The sequence below is a fragment of the Rhodoferax sp. genome (assembly GCF_034519335.1).
Classification (GTDB): Bacteria; Pseudomonadota; Gammaproteobacteria; order Burkholderiales; family Burkholderiaceae_C; genus Allorhodoferax.
The window spans coordinates 1-18,266 of record NZ_JAXHOL010000006.1; the positions used below are offsets into that span (position 1 = coordinate 1).

The 18,266-nt window shown below is 63.4% G+C and carries 13 protein-coding genes and 1 pseudogene; 11 read left to right on the top strand and 3 right to left on the bottom strand.

The window, feature by feature from the left end; all coding sequences use genetic code 11:
- Nucleotides 1-71: 71 nt before the first annotated feature.
- Nucleotides 72-683: an FMN-dependent NADH-azoreductase gene (locus U5O12_RS04655; RefSeq protein ID WP_322577516.1), complete on the bottom strand. Its 612-nt coding sequence runs from the start codon at nucleotides 681-683 to the stop codon at nucleotides 72-74.
- 115 nt (nucleotides 684-798) lie between these two features.
- On the opposite strand from U5O12_RS04655, the gene U5O12_RS04660 reads away from it, so the two are divergent.
- Complete coding sequence (locus U5O12_RS04660; protein WP_322577517.1) at nucleotides 799-1,734, top strand: LysR family transcriptional regulator; 936 nt, start codon at nucleotides 799-801, stop codon at nucleotides 1,732-1,734.
- A 13-nt stretch (nucleotides 1,735-1,747) separates the two neighbouring features.
- Here U5O12_RS04660 and U5O12_RS04665 read toward each other — a convergent pair whose 3' ends face one another.
- Nucleotides 1,748-3,031, bottom strand: a complete 1,284-nt coding sequence (locus tag U5O12_RS04665) for a patatin-like phospholipase family protein (RefSeq protein WP_322577518.1) — start codon at nucleotides 3,029-3,031, stop codon at nucleotides 1,748-1,750.
- A 205-nt stretch (nucleotides 3,032-3,236) separates the two neighbouring features.
- Between U5O12_RS04665 and apbC the strand changes: the two genes are divergently transcribed.
- Entirely contained in the window at nucleotides 3,237-4,328 is a 1,092-nt protein-coding gene (apbC, locus tag U5O12_RS04670; RefSeq protein ID WP_322577519.1) for an iron-sulfur cluster carrier protein ApbC, read from the top strand.
- 60 nt (nucleotides 4,329-4,388) lie between these two features.
- Here the strand turns inward: apbC and U5O12_RS04675 are convergent, their stop codons facing one another.
- Entirely contained in the window at nucleotides 4,389-4,952 is a 564-nt protein-coding gene (locus U5O12_RS04675) for a nitroreductase (RefSeq protein WP_322577520.1), read from the bottom strand.
- 65 nt (nucleotides 4,953-5,017) lie between these two features.
- Here U5O12_RS04675 and U5O12_RS04680 point away from each other — a divergent pair, with 65 nt between their 5' ends.
- From U5O12_RS04680 to U5O12_RS04715, 9 genes and pseudogenes are all read left to right on the top strand, one after another.
- The gene (locus U5O12_RS04680; RefSeq protein WP_322577521.1) at nucleotides 5,018-5,965 is read left to right on the top strand and encodes a LysR family transcriptional regulator; all 948 of its coding nucleotides are present in this window, start codon (nucleotides 5,018-5,020) and stop codon (nucleotides 5,963-5,965) included.
- Nucleotides 5,966-6,074: 109 nt separating this feature from the next.
- The gene (locus U5O12_RS04685) at nucleotides 6,075-7,616 is read left to right on the top strand and encodes a methyl-accepting chemotaxis protein (RefSeq protein WP_322577522.1); all 1,542 of its coding nucleotides are present in this window, start codon (nucleotides 6,075-6,077) and stop codon (nucleotides 7,614-7,616) included.
- 139 nt (nucleotides 7,617-7,755) lie between these two features.
- Nucleotides 7,756-9,384: an OFA family MFS transporter gene (locus U5O12_RS04690; RefSeq protein WP_322577523.1), complete on the top strand. Its 1,629-nt coding sequence runs from the start codon at nucleotides 7,756-7,758 to the stop codon at nucleotides 9,382-9,384.
- Nucleotides 9,385-9,524: 140 nt separating this feature from the next.
- Nucleotides 9,525-11,828, top strand: a complete 2,304-nt coding sequence (locus tag U5O12_RS04695) for an FdhF/YdeP family oxidoreductase (protein ID WP_322577524.1) — start codon at nucleotides 9,525-9,527, stop codon at nucleotides 11,826-11,828.
- Nucleotides 11,825-12,079, top strand: coding sequence for a hypothetical protein (locus U5O12_RS04700; protein ID WP_322577525.1), 255 nt, complete (start codon nucleotides 11,825-11,827; stop codon nucleotides 12,077-12,079). The genes U5O12_RS04695 and U5O12_RS04700 overlap by 4 nt, the downstream gene beginning before the upstream one ends.
- Nucleotide 12,080: 1 nt before the next feature.
- A complete protein-coding gene (fdhD, locus tag U5O12_RS04705; protein WP_416221447.1) occupies nucleotides 12,081-12,884 on the top strand; it encodes a formate dehydrogenase accessory sulfurtransferase FdhD in 804 nt (267 codons plus the stop codon).
- Nucleotides 12,885-12,972: 88 nt separating this feature from the next.
- A complete protein-coding gene (locus U5O12_RS04710) occupies nucleotides 12,973-15,489 on the top strand; it encodes an ABC transporter permease (RefSeq protein ID WP_322577526.1) in 2,517 nt (838 codons plus the stop codon).
- A 119-nt stretch (nucleotides 15,490-15,608) separates the two neighbouring features.
- Nucleotides 15,609-15,956 (top strand): annotated as a pseudogene (locus U5O12_RS21135) (type I restriction endonuclease); the annotation flags it as partial.
- A gap of 102 nt (nucleotides 15,957-16,058) precedes the next feature.
- On the top strand, nucleotides 16,059-18,209 hold the full coding sequence (locus U5O12_RS04715; protein WP_416221450.1) for a DEAD/DEAH box helicase family protein: 2,151 nt from the start codon (nucleotides 16,059-16,061) through the stop codon (nucleotides 18,207-18,209).
- Nucleotides 18,210-18,266 lie beyond the last annotated feature (57 nt).

Genomic DNA, 18,266 nt, shown 5'->3' on the forward strand with positions numbered 1-18,266 from the left:
AAACAACAAAGCCCGGCAGAGCCGGGCTTTGTTGTTTGGGCAGTACCCAGCGGGTACTGCAGGGAGGCTGATTAGGCAGCCAGCTTGGCAATGCCATTGGCCGCTTCGGCCAGTGCTTCTGCCTTCTTGGCGTCGCCCATGGCCAGGCCTTCGGCGCGCACAAAGCGCACGTCGGTGATGCCCAGGAAGCCGAACACGGTTTGCAGGTAGCTTTCTTGGTGCTCCGCAGCGCGGCCCCAGTCGTTGGTGGAGTACACGCCGCCGCGGGTGGAGGCCACGATCACGGTCTTGCCGCCGGCCAAGCCCTTGGGGCCGGTTTCGGTGTAGGTGAAGGTGCGGCCGGCTTGGGCGATGCGGTCGATCCAGGACTTGAGCTGGCTGGGCACGCTGAAGTTGTACAGCGGGGCGCCCACGACGATCACGTCAGCGGCCAGGAATTGGGTCACCAGCGCTTCGGAGATGGCGTTTTCGCGTTTTTGCACGTCGGTTTGCTCAGCGCCAGCGGGGGCGCGGAAGCCCAGGGAATCGGCGGACAGGTGGTTGGGGGTGTCCACGGCCAGATCCAGGTATTCGACGGTGGTGTCTGGGTGGTTGGCAACCCATTGGGCCACGGTGTCCTTGGTCAGTTGGCGGGACACGGAGTGGGCGCTCAGGATGCTGGAGTCGATGTGCAAGAGTTTCATGGCAGGTCCTTAAAGAGGGGAAGTTCAATGCAACTAGTGTCTTTGAAAGACGAATGTTTGATAAGTCAGCATATTTGCGTTAGATTGTTCTGAATTTGGAACAATAAGGGCGCTTATGCAAGACACCAATGACATGCTGTACTTCGCCGAGGTGGTGGAGCGTGGCGGTTTTGCGGCCGCGGGCCGGCACTTGGGGCTGCCCAAGTCCAAGCTGTCGCGCCGCGTGGCCGAGCTGGAAGAGCGACTGGGCGTGCGCCTGCTGCAGCGCACCACCCGCAAGCTCTCGCTCACGGAGGTGGGCGAGGTGTATCTGCGCCACTGCCTGGCTGTGCGCGATGCAGCCGAGGCGGCTGCCGAGGCGGTGGAGCAGGTGCAGACCGAGCCACGCGGCACTATTCGGATGGCCTGCCCGGTGACGCTGGCGCAAAGCACGGTTGGGCCCATCATGGCGCTGTTCCTCGCGCGCCACCCGCAGGTCAAGGTGGACATGCGCATCAGCAACCGCGTGGTGGACCTGGTGGAAGAGGGCGTCGACGTGGCGCTGCGCGTGCGCGGCTCGCTGGACGACAGCGGCAGCCTGGTGGTGAAGAAGCTGGGCGAGTCCAACACCGTGCTAGTGGCCAGCCCGCTGCAGCTAGAGCGGCAGGGGCAGCCGGCCTCGATTGATGACCTGGCGCGTATGGACACCATTGCCATGTCCGCGGTGGACGGCCGGGCCACGCTGGTGCTGCTGGGGCCTGGCGGTGCCGTGCACAACCTCGTGCACCAGCCGCGCTATGTGGCCGACGACTTGCTCACGCTCAAATATGCCGCCTTGCAGGGCACAGGCATGTGCTTTATGCCCGACTACATGGTCCGCCGCGAGGTGGAGCAGGGCCGCCTGGTGCACGTGCTGCCGGGTTGGGCTCCGCCGCGCGGCATCTTTCACGCGGTCTATCCGTCGCGCCGCGGCATGGTGCCGGCGGTGCGGCGGTTTCTGGATTTTCTGGATGAGCACACCAGCAACGAGGGCATGCCCGTGCTGCCGCCGGGCTGCCCGTCCATCGACTGATGGTTGTGCGACATCAGCGCAGGCGCAGCGGGTCCACACGCCGCTCGGGCCGCGCGGCGCTGTCCAGGGCGCTGGGTTCGGTGATGGCGTCGGGGTCCGTCCAACCAAAGAACTTGCACACTTCGGCGCGCTGGCGCTGCGCATCCGCGTAGCCCAGGGCCATGAGTTCGCTGGTGTAGCCGCTCTCAAACAGCAGATAGCTGGCCAGCGCAGCGCCCTTCACATCGGCCTTTTGGGACGACACGCCCACGCCGCCCAGCATGGTGCGCACAGCGTGGGGCAGGTCCCCCACGTGGCGTGAGGCCACGGCGTCCAGGCGCTGGCTGGGCGCGATGACCAGCAGGTCCACCGGCTTGAGTGCGCTGGTTTTGCGTGCTGCTTCGGGCACCAGTTGGATGGTCTGGTTGATGCGGCGCACACGTTCCACGTCCACGGCCAGCGCGTCCAGAAAGATGTTGGACAGCGCGTGGCCCGCAATTTGCGCAATGCTGGGGTAGCTGCTGGTGGTGTGCAGGTGGGCTTCGTTCTTGGGCTCGTGCATGCGACCGGCGCCAATCACGAGGATGCGCTCTGCACCCAGATGGATGGCGGGCGCCACCGGTGCGCTTTGGCGCATGGAGCCGTCGCCAAAATACTCATTGCGCCCGTTGATGTGCAACTGCGTGGCCGGAAACACAAAGGGGATGGCGCTGGAGGCCAGCAGGTGTGCGTGGGTGATACGGTCGCGCACCGCAAAGCGCTGCGTGCGCATCCACGGCATGATGCGTTTGTCACCCTCAAAAAACGTGACGTGGTCCCCCGTGCTGTAGCTGGATGCGGTGACGGCCAGCGCTTGCAGATGGCCCTGGCGCACCAGATCTGGCAGACGTTCCAGCGGCACCAGCTTTTGCAGCAGCTCGGCCAAGGGCGTGTTGTCCAGCAGCGAGCGCGGTTTGATGCGCCGCCACTTGGCCAGCAGCCAGCCCAGCGACAGCAGCGTGAGCCAGGTGGCGCCTGATCGGATCATGCTCAGGTGGTCGGCGCGGTACACCTCATGCGCGTGGAAATTGCGCCAGGTGTGGGCAATCATGCGCACCGTGGCATCAAAGTTGTCGGTCCCGCAGGCCAGGGCTGCAGCGTTGATGGCGCCGGCCGAGGTGCCGGCAATGATGGGAAACGGGTTGGGTTCATCACCTGCGCCGCAGGCCAGGCGAATGTCGGCGATGGCTTCGAGCACACCCACCTGGTAGGCCGCGCGGGCGCCACCTCCGGTAAGCAATAGGCCAGTGGCAGGCAGGGGTGGCGGGGTTTGATCCATGGGGCCATTATGAAAAGCCCGCCACGCTTGTAAACCGCTAAATGCAAGGAAAAACCCTAGCTCTATGGTGGCACGTGGCGATGGGGGTTTCCGCGCCGGGCCGCCCCAAGCGGAAACGCGCCCCCTTTGGGGGGCAGCGACCCGCGCAGCGGCGGAGCGTGGGGGCATAGCTACTTCGCTAGACTCGGCGGATTCAGGAGTTTTCATGTCCGTGACCGTTCAAGCCATCCACGACGCCTTGCAAGGCGTCATCGACCCCAACACCCAGCAAACCTTCGCCAGCGCCAAGGCGCTCAAGAACATCACCGTGCAAGGCGGCGATGTGCGCCTGGATCTGGAGCTGGCCTACCCGGCCAAAAGCCAATGGCCTGCGATGGTGGAGGCGCTGAGCGCCGCCGCCAAGACGGTGCCCGGCGTTGGCAGCGTGACCATCACGCCCAGCACCAAAGTCATCCCCCACGCCGTGCAGCGCGGTGTGCAACTGTTACCCGGCGTGAAGAACATCGTGGCCGTGGCCTCGGGCAAGGGCGGTGTGGGCAAGAGCACCACCGCCGCCAACCTGGCCCTGGCCCTGGCCGCCGAGGGTGCCACCGTGGGCCTGCTGGACGCCGACATTTACGGCCCCAGCCAGCCCATGATGATGGGCATCGAAGGCCGCCCCGAGTCGTCCGACGGCAAGACCATGGACCCCATGCGCAACCACGGCGTGCAGGTCATGTCCATCGGTTTCTTGGTGGATGGCGATCAGGCCATGATCTGGCGCGGCCCCATGGCCACCCAGGCGCTGGAGCAGCTGCTGCGCCAGACCAACTGGCAAGACCTGGACTACCTCATCGTTGACATGCCGCCTGGCACCGGCGACATCCAGCTCACGCTGAGCCAGCGCGTGCCCATGACCGGCGCCGTGGTGGTGACCACGCCGCAGGACATTGCGCTGCTGGACGCCAAGAAGGGCATCAAGATGTTCGAGAAGGTGGGCGTGCCCATCCTGGGCATCGTGGAAAACATGGCGGTGCACGTGTGCACGAACTGCGGCCATGTGGAGCACATCTTCGGCGCCGACGGCGGCAAGAAGATGGCCGCGGGCTACGGCATGGATTACCTGGGCGCCTTGCCGCTGGCCCTGCATATCCGCGAACAGGCCGACAGCGGCCGCCCCACGGTGGTGGCCGAGCCTGACGGCGAAGTGGCTGGTCTCTACAAGGGTATGGCGCGCCAGGTGGCGGTGAAGATTGCGGCCCAGGCCAAGGATTTCTCCAGCAAGTTCCCCACCATCACGATCAGCAAGAACAGTTGATTGGTACGCCCGTTTTTAAGTCAAATAGGGCGCTATCCCTCGTGGATCTTGCGCAAGCAGCTACCAAAAACGTAGCGCTTGTGTGACGTCCTTGCGGGCTTCACCGTGCGGGGTACGGGTGGGGGTGCCCAGCGCAATCCAGCCCAGCAGGGTGTCGCCGGGCTCGCAAAAGGCTTGGGCGATATGCGGCGCGCGGGCCTTGTCGCCGCTGAGCATCTTGCCGGCAAAGCCCAGCGCATGGGCGGCATTGAGGAAGTTGGCCACTGCGCCGCCCACACACATCCATTGTTCATGCGCAGGCACCAGCGGGTGGCCCAGGTCGATGCGGGCCAGCACCGCCACGGTCATGGGCGCACGCAGCGCGCGCTCGCGCTCCATGGCCACGCCCTCGGCGTCCTTGCCCTTGCGCTGGGCGTGCTCGGCAAACAGGTCTGCCAGGCGCTGGCGCGCATCGCCTTGCACCACCACGAAGCGAAACGGCACCAGCTCGGCGTGGTCCGGCGCGCGCAGCGCAGCGGCCAGCATGCTCTGCAGCTGGGCGGCATCCGGGGCGGGGTCGGTCAGGTGTTTCACGCCCAGCGAGTAGCGGCTGAGCAAGGTGTCGAGTGCGGGGGAGGTGTGCATGGCGGCGCAAGAATAGCAGGCGCGCCCGCATAATCGCGCTCCCCTTCACCACCGGACTTCGCGACATGAACCTTCTGGCTTCCATGAAATACCTGGTGGCGCTGAATGAGCACCGCCACTTTGCGCGTGCCGCCGAGGCCTGCCACATCACGCAGCCCGCGTTGTCCAACGCCTTGCGCGCCTTGGAAGAAGAGTTTGGCGTCGTCATCGTGCACCGGGGGCGGACGTTTGCAGGCCTGACGCATGAGGGCGAGCAGGTACTTTCTGCCGCGCAGCGCATGCTGCACGAACACATGGTGCTGCAGCAGACCCTGAAAAGCACAGCGGACAGACCCGCCGGTGGCTTGACGATTGGTGCCGTGCCCACGGCCATGCCGATTGCCGCGCGCTTTGCAGCGATGCTGCAGGCACAACACCCCGGCATCCTGCCGGTGGTGTTGTCGCTGAGCTCCTTGGAGTTGGAGAAGCGGCTGGACAACCTGTCGATCGACTTGGGACTGGGATATACCGAGCGCATGGACGCCAGCGCAGGCAAGCTCAAGGCCATGCCACAGTACGTGGAGCACTACTTTTTATTGCGGCGTGCTGCGGTGCCCCATGCGGTGGAGCTGCAGGTGGGGGCACCGGTGACGTGGCAAGAGGCGGCTGGGCACGCTCTGTGCTTACTCACGCCAGACATGCACAACCGCACCATCGTCAACGCAGCGTTCGCCAGTGTGGGCTGCCATGTGCAAGCTCACATCGAAACCAACTCCATTCTCACCATGGCCTTGAGCGTGGTGGAGGGGCAGGTGTGCAGCGTGATGCCGGGGGCGCTGGTGGCGGCGGTGCGCGGGTACCGGGAGCTGGAGGCGCTGCCGCTGGATAGCCCGCAGGTGCTCACCCCCATCGGTTTTATGAGCCATGCACAGGTGCGCCCTTCGCGGGCGATGGCAGCCGCGCAAGCGTTGGCGCAGGACAGTGCCTGGTTGCGGCATGCGGCCACTTATAGCGGCCTTTTGTTACCGTTTTAATTGATATTCATCAAGAAATTTGGTGTACAAACGCATCTTGACGCCCCTAAATTTTTAAGGTTATTTGCCTTATTTAGTGCGCGCCGTAGTTATTTTGGATTGGACAACGATGTCTTTTTTTTCCGGTCCCGCTCGGCGGGTCAATGCAGCAGCCCGCAGGTTTGCTGCGGCCTTGCCAGACAGTTTTTCGCTGGACCGCGACCAACGTGTGACCGTGCAAGACCGCCAAGTGGCCTTGTTGCGCAACGGCCAGCGCACCCTCAACCTCGACTTCACCCTGCCCGACGGCTTTAGTCAATCCACTGGCATGGTGGCGACGGTGTTCGCAAGGGATGGCGATGACTTCATCCGCATCACCACCTCGGTGCGCAAACAAGATGGCCAGCGCGCCATCGGCACGCCGCTGGACCGCTCCCAGCCTGCCTACAACGACGTGCTGCAAGGCCGCGCTCACCTGGGCTACGCCACCATCTTTGGCAAGCAGTACCTCACGCACTACGAGCCCGTCAAAGACGCGTCGGGCCGCGTCATCGGCATTTTGTTTGTGGGGCTGGACATCACCGCCTCACCCGGCATGGGGTTGTCGGCTGCCATGGCATGGCGCGTTGCGGCCGTGTATGCCCTGGGGCAGAGCGCGTTGCTGGTGGTCAGTGGCCAGTGGGATCAACCGACCCCTTTGGCCCTGGCTGCGGCCATGCTGACCCTGCTATGGGCCAGCACTTATTTGTTCATGAACCATTGTGTGACGCGCCCGCTAGGCGCTGGCCGGGCCGCCTCTCAGCGCATTGCCTCTGGCGACCTGACCCGGCAGGTGCATGTGGGCTCCAGCGACGACATCGGCCAGGTGCTGCTGGCCATCAACAGCATCAATGTGGGGTTGACGGTATTGATCGACAAAGTCCGTGGCTCGGCCTCGGTGGTGTCCATGGGCACCAATGAAATTGCCGATGGCAATGTGGACCTGGCCAATCGCACCGAAAAGCAGGCCAGCGAAGTCAATGCCGCCGCCTCAGCGGTGCACGAGCTCACCGCCACCGTAGCGCAAACGGCCGACCAGGCCGTGCAGCTCAAGACGCTGGTCAACTCGGTGTCGGGTGTGGCCAGCGATGGGGGCGAGGTGGTGCAGCAGGTGGTGCACACCATGGGGCAAATCTCGACCAGCGCCAGCAAGATCAACGACATCATTGCGCTGATCGAGGGCATTGCCTTCCAGACCAACATCCTCGCCCTCAATGCGGCGGTGGAAGCGGCCCGTGCTGGTGAGCAGGGGCGGGGCTTTGCAGTGGTGGCCTCCGAAGTGCGCAGCCTTGCGCAGCGCTCGGCCAGTGCCGCCCACGAGATCAAAGATCTGATCAGCGCATCGGTCAGCAATGTGGCTGCGGGCAGTGAGCTGGTGGACAAAACCCGCCACGCCATGGAACAGATCACCGGTTCTATCTCTGAGGTGGTGCGCTACATCGACGGCATTGCCCACGCCAGCCAGGAGCAGCGCGCCGGCATCGAAAGCGTGAACCGCAGCGTCTCCGAGATTGACCAAATGACACAGCAAAACGCCGCCTTGGTGGAGCAGGCCGCCGCCGCCGCCATGAAGATGCGCGACCAGGCCCACACCCTGGGCACTGCGGTCGATAGTTTCAAGACACACCACTAAATGCTGCTGCGCAGCATTTATTTTTTGAATCAATGCATGTGATGAATCAATTGGATTCATCCGGCTTGACCTGTGACACTCGCGGCCGCCACGGCGGACGATGGTGGGTCATGTTTTCATCAATCGCAAAGGAAACTTAATGTCTGGAATACTCGACAAGGAACGGATCATTGCCGGTCCCGGCTTCAACCGGTGGCTGGTACCCCCTGCCGCATTGGCCATCCACTTGTGCATCGGTATGGCCTACGGCTTCTCGGTGTTTTGGTTGCCCCTGTCCAAAGCCCTAGGCATCAAGGACGCCATCAAATGCGCCCCGGACGTCGGCTTCTGGGGACAGCTGTTCACCACCACGTGTGACTGGCAAATCTCGACCTTGGGTTGGATGTACACCTTGTTCTTTGTGCTGCTGGGCTCCAGCGCTGCCACGTGGGGTGGTTGGCTGGAACGTGCCGGTCCGCGCAAGGCGGGTGTGGTGTCGGCGGTGTGCTGGTGTGGCGGTATGTTGATTTCCGCCATCGGTATCAAGACCCACCAGTTCTGGCTCATGATCCTGGGCTCCGGCGTTATTGGTGGCATCGGCCTGGGGCTGGGCTATATCTCGCCCGTGTCCACGCTGATCAAGTGGTTTCCCGACCGCCGCGGCATGGCCACCGGCATGGCCATCATGGGCTTTGGTGGTGGTGCCATGATCGGCTCGCCCTTGGCCGCTGACCTGATGAAGTACTTTGCCACCCCTACCGATGTGGGTGTGATGCAAACCTTTGTGGTGATGGCGCTGATTTACTTTGTGTTCATGATGGCTGGTGCCTTTGGCTACCGCGTGCCTGAAACCGGCTGGAAGCCTGCCGGCTGGACGCCACCACCCGCCCAAGCGAACAACGCCATGATCACGCAGAAGCACGTGCACGTGAAAAAGGTCTGGGGCATTCCCCAGTTCTGGCTCATCTGGATGGTGTTGTGCATGAACGTGAGCGCCGGTATCGGTGTGATCGGCATGGCGTCTCCCATGCTGCAAGAGGTGTTTGGCGGTAGCCTGATTGGCGTGCAAGCCAAGTTTGGCGAGCTGGACAAGACCCAGCTGGCAGCCATTGCCACGGTGGCCGCTGGCTTTACGGCGCTGCTCTCGCTGTTCAACATTGGTGGCCGCTTCTTCTGGGCCAGCCTGTCCGACAAGATGGGTCGCAAGATCACCTACATCGTGTTCTTCGTGCTCGGTGGCCTGATGTACTTCAGCGTTCCCGGCAGTGCCGCAGCGGGCAGCATTGTGCTGTTCGTGGGTGCCTTCTGCGTGATCCTGAGCATGTACGGCGGCGGCTTCGCCACCGTACCTGCCTACCTGGCAGACATCTTCGGCACGCAAATGGTGGGCGCGATCCACGGTCGCTTGCTGACCGCTTGGGCGACTGCCGGCGTGTTGGGCCCCGTGGTAGTGAACTACATGCGGGAATACCAACTGGGTCTGGGCATTCCGCGCGAACAGGTCTATAACCAGACCATGTACATCTTGGTGGGCATGTTGGTGGTGGGCTTGATCTGCAACCTGCTGGTGCGTCCGTTGGATAACAAGTGGTTCATGACCGACGCTGAGTTGGCTGAAGAGAAAAAGCTGGCGCACGAACGCGCAGCTGCGTCGGAAGTCGGTACCAGCTCTGGCGGTGCAGACACCATTCCAACGGGTGTGGTGGTGTTTGCTTGGTTGGCCGTGGGCCTGCCTTTGGCATGGGGCGTGTACCGCACCTTGCTGAGCGTGGCCAAATTCTTTGCCTGATTTGCCAAGAGCGAACGACGTGTAACAACGCTCGCCCCGGCCGCTGCCTGCAGCAGCTGGGGCGAGCATGAAATAGACAGGCGCGGAGGCATGTTTCCGCGCCTGTCTGCCCTTTTGGGGCAATAACGACTGGGGGTCTTATGAGCGAGCAAAAAGTAGAGTTGTACAACGGTGCGGCCGGTGGCTGGGGTGCCTTGCGCAGTGTGGGCAAGACCTTGCTCAAGCAGGAGATTCCCATCAAAGGCGCCAAGACCTTGCTGTCCGCCAACCAGCCCGATGGCTTTGATTGCCCCGGCTGTGCATGGCCCGACCGCAACCATGCCTCCACCTTCGAATTTTGTGAAAACGGCGCCAAGGCCGTAGCCGCCGAGGCGACCGCACGCCGTGTGACGGCAGACTTTTTTGCGCAGCACACCGTGGCCGAGCTGGCCACCTGGGGTGACTTTGCGCTGGAGGACCAAGGCCGCCTGACAGCGCCCATGGTCTACGACGCCGCAACCGACAAATACCAGCCCATTGCCTGGGACGATGCCTTTGCAATGATTGCGAAGTATCTGAACGCGCTGCCCGACCCGAACCAGGCCATCTTCTACACCTCGGGCCGTGCCAGCAACGAAGCCGCATTTTTGTACCAGCTGTTTGTGCGCGAGTACGGCACCAACAACTTCCCCGATTGCTCCAATATGTGCCACGAGCCCAGTGGCACGGGCATGCGCGAGAGCGTGGGCGTGGGCAAGGGCACGGTCACGCTGGACGACTTCGAGCAGGCCGACGCCATCTTTATCTTTGGCCAGAACCCCGGCACCAACCACCCGCGCATGCTGGGTGAACTGCGCCAGGCCGCCAAGCGCGGCGCGCGCATTGTGAGCCTGAACCCGCTGCGTGAGCGCGGGCTGGAGCGCTTTGCCGACCCACAAGACAAACTGCAGATGGCCACCGGCGGCGACTCGCCCATCAGCACCCACTACTTCCAGTTGAAGATTGGCGGTGACTTTGCCTTTGTCAAAGGCATGATGAAACATTTGGTCGAGTTGCAGGATGCCGGCGAAGACGTGCTGGACCAGGCCTTCATTGCCGAGCACACCACAGGGTTTGATGCCCTGCTGGCCGACCTGCGCGCCGAGTCGTGGGCGCTGCTGGAAGCCGAATGCGGCTTGGCGCAGGAGCACATCCGCGCCGCTGCCGACGTCTACCGCCAGGCCAAAAGCGTGATCGCTTGCTGGGGCATGGGCATCACCCAGCATGCCAACTCGGTGGCCACCATCCAGATGATCGTCAACCTGCTGCTCATGCGCGGCAACATTGGCCGCCCCGGCGCCGGGCCTTGCCCCGTGCGCGGCCACAGCAATGTGCAGGGTGACCGCACCATGGGCATTTGGGAGGCGCCGCCCGTGGCGCTGCTAGACAACCTGCAAAAGGTGTTTGGCTTTGAACCCCCGCGCGCCCACGGCTACAACACCGTGGAATCCATCCAGGCCATGCTCGACGGAAAAGGAAAGGTGTTTTTCGCACTCGGTGGCAACTTTGCTGCCGCCACGCCCGACACCGTGCAGACCTGGAAGGCGCTGCGCAACTGCGACCTGACCGTGCATGTGACCACCAAGCTCAACCGCAGCCACATCGTGCACGGCAAGGCCGCGCTCATCTTGCCTTGCCTGGGCCGTACCGAGATCGACATGCAAGCCGGTGGCGTGCAGGGCGTGACGGTGGAAGATTCCATGAGCATGGTGCACATCTCGGTGGGCATCAACCCACCCGCATCCGAGCACCTGCTGTCCGAGCCTGCCATCGTGGCCCGCCTGGCGGCCGCCACGCTGGGTGCGCGCAGCCAGACGCCCTGGCTCTGGCTGCTGGAAGACTACAGCCGCATCCGCGACAAGATCGAGGCCGTGTTCCCCGACTTCAAGGATTTCAATACCCGTGTGCAGGTGCCCGGCGGCTTCCGCCTGCGCAACACGGCCAGCGAGCGGGTGTGGAACACCGCCAGCCACAAGGCCGTGTTCAAGACCCACGCGGTGCCCACCGGCACGCCGCTGCAGCGCGCCCGCGAGCGCAAGGGCGATGCGATTGTGTTCGCCCTCATGACCACGCGCTCGCACGACCAGTACAACACCACCATCTATGGCGCGGACGACCGCTACCGCGGCGTGTATGGCCAGCGCCGCGTGGTGTTTGCCAATGCTGAAGACATCCGCGCGCTGGGCATGAAAGACGGTGACTGGATCGACTTCCAGACCGTGTGGGACGACGGCGAGGAGCGCCGTGCCGATGGCTTCAAGCTGGTGGCCTACAACATCCCGCGCGGCTGTGTGGCGGCGTATTACCCCGAGACCAACCCGCTGGTGCCGCTGTCTTCGGTGGCGGCCAATGCGGGAACGCCCACCTCCAAATGCATTCCCGTGCTCATGCTGCCGCACCAGCGCCAGGAGGCGCAGGCTGCGTGAGTGACGCGTTGTCGGCTGCATTGCTGCGCGCTTTGGCCGAGGAGGCTGAGCCAGTCTCGATTCCGCGCCTGGGCAAACGCCTGGGCGTGGGGGCCAGCGTAGTCATGCGTGCCCTCACGCTGATGGGCGATGCGGTGCTGGGCGGCCAGGCCGGGCCCGGCTGGGTGCAGATGCGCCATGAGGACGGGCGCTGGGTGGTGAGCCTGACCGAAGCCGGGCGCCAGCACTGCGCCCAGCAACGCCATAGATGACGTGGTGGGCCTGCCCACACCGTTAAGCCGCAGCGCCGTGCTGCGCCAGCCCGAAGGCGTGCTGCTGAGCGACGCCCTGGCGGCCGAGGTGCCGGTGGCGCTGGTGTTCAACGGCATCTCGCACGCGGTGATGATGGCCACGCCGCAGGACCTGGAGGCCTTTGCCCTGGGCTTTGCCCTGAGCGAAGGCATTCTGGACAGCGCCAGCCAGTGCTTTGGCATGGACGTGCTGCCGGTTCAGATCGACGGTGGTGCAGCCTTGGAAGTGCAGTTGGAGATTGCCGCCCCTTGTTTTGCCCGTTTGAAAGACCAGCGCCGCAGCATGGCCGGCCGCACAGGCTGCGGCGTGTGCGGGCTGGACAGCTTGCAGGCATTGGACTTGGCGCCACCACGCATGCCCGAAAAGCCGTGGGTACGCGACCTGCCCGCGGCGACCGTGTTGCGGGCGTTTGAGGCCATGGCGCCGCTGCAGGTGCTCAACGCGGCCTGTGGCTCCCTGCACGCTGCGGCTTGGGCCACACCAGAGGGTGAGGTCACACTGCTGATGGAAGACGTAGGCCGCCACAACGCACTGGACAAACTGCTCGGTGCCGTGACATGCAGTGGTCAGATCACTGAGCCCGGCTGGGTGCTCATGAGCAGCCGTGCCAGCCACGAACTGGTGCGCAAATGTGTGCGCATGCAGGTGCCGCTCTTGGCCACCATCTCGGCCCCCACCAGCCTGGCCGTGGCCATGGCGCAGCGCACCGGCTTGCAGCTCTGGGGCCTGTGCCGCGCACCCCGCGCCGTGCTCTACACGCCCTGAGCCAGCGCGTTGCCTGCCCCCCAAAGCTCTGGGGAATAGGGCCCCGGGTGAATAATGCCGCTTTGCGCATCTCCTTGAGGAGCCTTCCTTGAAACTGTCTTTTTTTGCCCTGGGCTGGAAAACCCTGTGGCGCGATGTGCGTTCGGGCGAGCTGCGCCTGCTGATCCTGGCCGTGACGTTGGCGGTGGCGGCGCTGACTGCGGTCGGTTTTTTTGCGGACCGGCTGCAAGGCGGCTTGCAGCGCGACGCGCGCCAGCTGCTGGGCGGTGATGCGGTCGTCTCCAGTGACAACCCGCCGCCCGAGGCCTTTGAGGCACAAGCCCGCGCTTTGGGCCTGCAGGTCGTGCATACGCTGGGCTTTCCGACCATGGCGCGCGCCAGCGATGCGCAGGGTGGGGCGGCCAAGCTGGTGGCCCTTAAGGTGGTGGAGCCCGGCTACCCGCTGCGCGGCAGCTTGCGCGTAAGCAGCGCGCCCGACGCGCCCGATGCCCCCACCAAAGACACCCCCGCTGCAGGCAAAGCCTGGGTCGACGCCCCGCTGCTGGAAGCTATTGGCCTGAAGGTGGGCGACACGCTGCTGCTGGGCGACAGCCAATTCACCGTGGACCGCATCATCGTGATCGAGCCCGACCGCGGCGGCGGCTTTATGAACTTTGCGCCACGCGTGATGATTGGTCAGCCCGACCTGGCCGCCACGGGCCTGGTGCAACCGGCCAGCCGCCTGAACTACCGCTTGGCTGTGGCGGGTGACGAGCCCGCGGTGAAACGGTTTGTCGATTGGGCCGATGCGCAAGTGAAGGGCGGCGTGCGTGGCGTGCGCGTGGAGTCGCTGCAAAGCGGCCGCCCCGAGATGAGCCAGACGCTGGACCGCGCGCAAAAGTTCTTGAGCTTGGTGGCGCTGTTGGCTGCCTTGCTGAGCGCGGTGGCCGTGGCCTTGGCCGCGCGTGCCTTTGCCGCCAACCACCTGGACGACTGCGCCATGCTGCGCGTGCTGGGCCTGTCGCAGCGCACCATTGCCAGTGCCTATGCGTTTGAGTTTGCGCTGGTGGGCCTGTTTGCCAGTGGGCTGGGCGTGGCGCTGGGCTTTGGCGTGCATTACCTGTTTGTGGCGCTGCTGGCGGGGCTGGTGGATGCGGCCTTGCCCGCCGCATCGCTGTGGCCGGTGTTGCTGGGCGTGGGCATGGGCCTGACGCTGCTGATGGCCTTTGGCCTGCCGCCGGTGCTGCAACTGGCCCAGGTGCCCGCGCTGCGCGTGATCCGCCGCGATGTGGGCAACTTGCGCCCGGCTTCGCTGGGTGTGCTGGCGGTGGGTGTGGCCGGTTTTGCCGCACTCTTGATGACGGTGAGCAGCGACCTGCTGCTGGGCCTGATTGCGGTGGGTGGTTTTGCGGCATCGGTGCTGGTGTTTGCCGCGCTGAGCTGGCTGGCCGTCAAGGTTTTGCGCAAGAGCGTCAACGAGGCCACGGCGCCGCGCTGGTTGGTGCTGGCCACACGCCAAATCTCGGCCCGCCCGGCCTACACCGTGGTGCAGGTGAGTGCGCTGTCGGTGGGTTTGTTGGCGCTGGTGCTTTTGGTGCTGCTGCGCACCGATTTGATCAGCAGCTGGCGCAAAGCCACGCCGCCCGATGCGCCCAACCGCTTTGTCATCAACGTGATGCCCGAGCAGTCGGATGCCTTCCAGAAAGCGCTGACCCAGGGTGGCGTCACCAAGTTTGACTGGTACCCCATGATTCGGGGCCGCTTGGTGGCGGTGAACGGCAAGGCCGTGTCGCCGGACGACTACACCGAGGACCGCGCCAAGCGTCTGGTGGACCGTGAGTTCAACCTCTCCCACAGCAGCAAGAACCCGCCGCACAACGAGGTGATTGCCGGCCGCTGGACCGAGGACGAAGAGGGCGCCGTGAGTGTGGAAGAGGGCATTGCCAAGACGCTGAACCTGAAGCTGGGCGACAGCCTGCGCTTTGACATTGGCGGCGTGCAGACTGAGTCCAAGATTACCTCGCTGCGCAAGGTGGACTGGGGCTCCATGCGCGCCAACTTCTTTGTGATGTACCCGGTGGGCGTGCTCAAAGACGTGCCCAGCACCTACATGGGTGCCTTCAAGGCGCCCGAGACCAAGGGTTTTGACAACGCGCTGGTGCACCAGTTTCCCAACATCACCAATGTGGATATGACCAGCACCATCAACCAGGTGCAGCGTGTGTTGGACCAGGTGATCCGCGCGGTGGAGTTTTTGTTCGGCTTCACGTTGGCGGCGGGACTGGTGGTGCTGTTTGCCGCGGTGACCGCCACACGTGAGGACCGCGCGCGCGAGTTCGCCATCATGCGCGCCGTGGGTGCGGGCAGCAGCCTGCTGCGCCAGGTGCAGCGCACCGAGCTGGCGGGTGTGGGCTTGCTGGCGGGCTTCTTGGCTTCCATCGTGGCGGCAGCCGTGGGCTGGGCGCTGGCGCGTTTTGTGTTCGAGTTCGACTGGACCGTGCAGCTCTGGGTGCCGCTGGTGGGCGCGCTGGCCGGTGCGGTGTTGGCCTTGGCCGCTGGCTGGTGGGGCCTGCGCGACGTGCTGCGCCGCCCGGTGGTGGAGACGCTGCGCCGAGCGACCACCTGATTTACTATAATTTTGATAGCTGCTTGCGCAATATCCATGGGCGCTAGAGGCTGATTTGGCTTGAAGCAGCCGGGTGGCATGCAAGCTGCCTCTAGAATCGCTGCAAAGGGAAGCGAACCATGTCCAAAGAGGCCCAAGCCCGCATCAAGATCAACAAGCTGCTCGAATCCGCTGGATGGCGGTTTTTCGATGATGCGGTGGGCCCGGCCAACATCGTGCTGGAGCCCAAGGTCAAGTTGACCCAGGTGCAGGTCGACGCCTTTGGCGCTGACTTTGAATCCAGCAGCAAGGGCTTCGTAGACTTTTTATTGCTGGACGCGCAGGGCTTTCCGCTGGTGGTGCTGGAAGCCAAGGCGGAAAGCAAGAACCCTTTGGTTGGCAAAGAGCAGGCGCGCAAGTACGCCAAAAGCCAAAACTGCCGTTTCGTCATCCTCAGCAACGGCAACCTGCACTACCTGTGGGATTTGCAGCACGGCAACCCCCACGTCATCACCGCTTTTCCAGCGCCCGATTCGATCAAGGGCTACAGCAAGTTCAACCCCGATCCGGAACGGCTCGTCAGCGAAGACGTGCCGCAGGACTACATTGCACGCACCCAACTGCCGGGCTACGACCTGGAGCCGGGCTGGAAAGACGAAGCCCAGCGCGATGCCTTTGTAGAGAAGAACCGGCTGCGCTTCATGCGCCAGTACCAGCAGCGCGCAGCCCATGCTATTCAGTCCGCCGTCAAAGAAGGCAAAACACGCTTCCTGTTCGAGATGGCCACCGGCACCGGAAAAACGCTCACCTCTGCCGCCGTCATCAAGCTCTTTTTGCGCACCGGCAATGCCCGCCGCGTGTTGTTTCTGGTGGACCGGCTGGAGCTGGAAGACCAAGCCAACAAAGCTTTCGTGGCCTTGCTGAAGAACGACTACAAGTCCGCTATCTACAAAGAAAACCGCGACGACTGGCGCAAGGCCGAGATCGTAGTGACTACCGTGCAGAGCCTGCTGTTCAACGCCAAGTACAAACAGTTTTCGCCCACCGACTTTGACCTGGTAATTTCGGACGAAGCCCACCGCTCCATCGGTGGCAATGCCCGCGCCGTGTTTGAGTACTTTGTGGGCTACAAGCTGGGCCTCACCGCTACGCCCAAGGACTACATCAAGAAGTTTGACGCAGCCAAGCCCACCACCAAAGACCCGCGCGAAGCAGAGCGCCGCCTGCTGCTGGACACCTACCGCACCTTTGGCTGCGAAAGCGGCGAACCCACCTACCGCTACTCTTTGTTGGACGGCGTACGCGATGGCTTCCTGATCAACCCCATCGTGGTCGATGCGCGCACCGAAGTCACCACCCAGCTGCTGTCTGACCAAGGCTACGCCGTGGTAGTGATGCATGAAGCCGCTGAGGGTCAGCAAAACAGCGAACAGCGCTTCAAGCAAAAGAGTTTTGAAAAGCGGTTTTTCTCCGACCCCACCAACCGCTTGTTTTGCGAAACCCTGATGCAGCACGGCCTGCACGACCCCATCAGCGCCGAGTTCGGCAAAACCATTGTGTTTGCCGTGAGCCAGGCGCACGCCGCCAAACTCACCCAGATACTGAACGACCTGGCTGACAAGGCCTACCCCGGCCGCTACCAGTCGGACTTTGCGGTGCAGGTCACCAGCAGCGTGACCGATGCGCAGCAGTTCACCATCAACTTCACCAACAACAACCTGCTGGGTTCGGCCAATGGCTTGCCCGCCTACAAAACCAGCAAGGCCCGTGTCTGTGTCACCGTCGGCATGATGACCACCGGCTACGACTGCCCAGATTTGCTGAACCTGGCGCTCATGCGCCCGGTGTTTTCGCCTTCTGACTTTGTGCAGATCAAAGGCCGGGGCACCCGCAAACACGACTTCCGCGAAGCGCTGCAAGACGAGGCACTCAAAGCCCAGGTGCTAGCACCGCACAAGACGGCTTACAAATTGTTCGACTTTTTTGCCAGCTGCGAATACTTTGAAGAAAAGTTCAACTACGACGAAGTGCTCAAGCTGCCGCGCCCCGGCAGTGGCGCACCCGCAGGCAGTGGCGAAGAGGGAGCAGGTGCTGGCGCCAGCGGCGAAGCCGGCACCACCACCGGTGGCACAGACAACGGCCACTACCACCACACCGCCCCCGACGCCATCACCGCGCAGGAAGAAACCCAGATCGGCTTCCAGGGCATGAAGATTGACCGCATGTTCTTTGAGAAGTTTGAAGACACCGTCAAAGCCAGCCCCGTGGTGACAGAGCAGGTGAGCAATGCCCAGTGGGACCAGGCCATTGACTACATCACCACCGAGCTATTTGACAAACCCAACGAGTACTTCAACCTCGACAAACTGCGCCGCGCAGCGGGGGTAGACCGCCGCTTGGGCCTGCGCGAGATACTGGAAAAGGCCTTTGGCTTCATCACCGGCTTCAAAAGCAAAGACGAGTTGTTGGAAGAAGAATTTGAAAAGTTCTTGCTTGACCAGCAAAACGCCACCGGCTTCAGCGCCGACAGCACGGCAAGCAGCGTGCAGGCCATGAAGTACTACTTCAAAGCCTACGCCACCGACCACCACCTGCGCGAGATCATCGAAGCCGGCCACCTCACCAGCCTCAACGTCTACCCCGCCTTTGGCATGAGCGACTTCAAAGCCGTGCCCTCGGTGTGGCGCACGCGCATCCCCGAATACGTCAAAGACTACGTGCCACTCAACCAGTTCATGTAGCTCACCATGTCCGTAATGCCAGTCTTTAACGGCGTAAGGACTGGGATGACAGACATT